This is a genomic window from Novosphingobium resinovorum (assembly GCF_036352595.1).
In the GTDB taxonomy this organism is placed as follows: Bacteria; Pseudomonadota; Alphaproteobacteria; order Sphingomonadales; family Sphingomonadaceae; genus Novosphingobium; species Novosphingobium resinovorum_B.
Genome location: NZ_JAZFAX010000115.1, coordinates 1 through 813, shown reverse-complemented (window position 1 = coordinate 813; position 813 = coordinate 1). Strand labels below are relative to the sequence as shown.

Genomic DNA, 813 nt, shown 5'->3' with positions numbered 1-813 from the left:
CGATTATATCGAGATGTTCTACAATCCGGTCCGCAAGCATGTCAGGAACGGGATGCTGTCGCCCGTCGAGTTCGAACGGCAGCAGGCTTTGATGGCTCAAGGCGTCTAGAAAACTAGGGGCTATTCACCTTCGACGATCCAGCCAGCTGCTTTGAGAAATACGATTCCGCTCGACTGGTATGGTGAGCAGATATCTGCGCCCGATACTCATCGGAAAGCTCTGCACATGCTGCCGTATCGGCGCATTGATGAATGATCAGGATTGGAACATGAATCTTCGGCTTAAGATGATCAATCGACACTTGGCTGCTCAGCGCTGCTTTGATTTTTTCTCGGAGCGGTGCCGCTAATATAAGTTGATCGAGGTCCGACACGTTAGTTATGATCGCGTTTTCTTTTCTCAGCTTACCCGTATCAAGGCTTGCGTACACTGAGCTCACCACCGCGTCCAAGCGGGCGTCGGCTATCGAGTTGTAAAATTTCGCCTCGCCGAACCAAAGCGAGAAATCGTCCTCAGCCTCATTGATCACGATGTGGACGCTGTCAGCGCCTTTGGCGTTGTCTTGGACATTCTGCTTGTAAAATATCTTCGGCACAACCGGCAGTGCCTTATAGTGGTTCTTCATTACACCATACAGAAATACTTCGGCAATCTCGCTGCCCTGACCAACTTCATCCTTGTCAGTGGTAATTGCTCACGGGGTTGGCAGAAAAGTGTTGCGCGGAGGTCGATTGGCTGATTCACCCTACGGATGCCGCCACCGCCGCTTCATGTTCTGACCGAGGCCGAGAAGAACGAGCTGCTGCTTGCTC

The 813-nt window shown here is 51.8% G+C and carries 2 protein-coding genes; one reads left to right on the top strand and one right to left on the bottom strand.

What is annotated here, in order from left to right; all coding sequences use genetic code 11:
• Nucleotides 1-109 (top strand): IS3 family transposase (locus V2S85_RS27155; RefSeq protein ID WP_330705047.1); only part of this gene is annotated, 109 nt, incomplete at its 5' end.
• A gap of 4 nt (nt 110-113) precedes the next feature.
• Here the strand turns inward: V2S85_RS27155 and V2S85_RS27150 are convergent.
• Nucleotides 114-692: a DUF1837 domain-containing protein gene (locus tag V2S85_RS27150; RefSeq protein ID WP_330705883.1), complete on the bottom strand. Its 579-nt coding sequence runs from the start codon at nt 690-692 to the stop codon at nt 114-116.
• Nucleotides 693-813 lie beyond the last annotated feature (121 nt).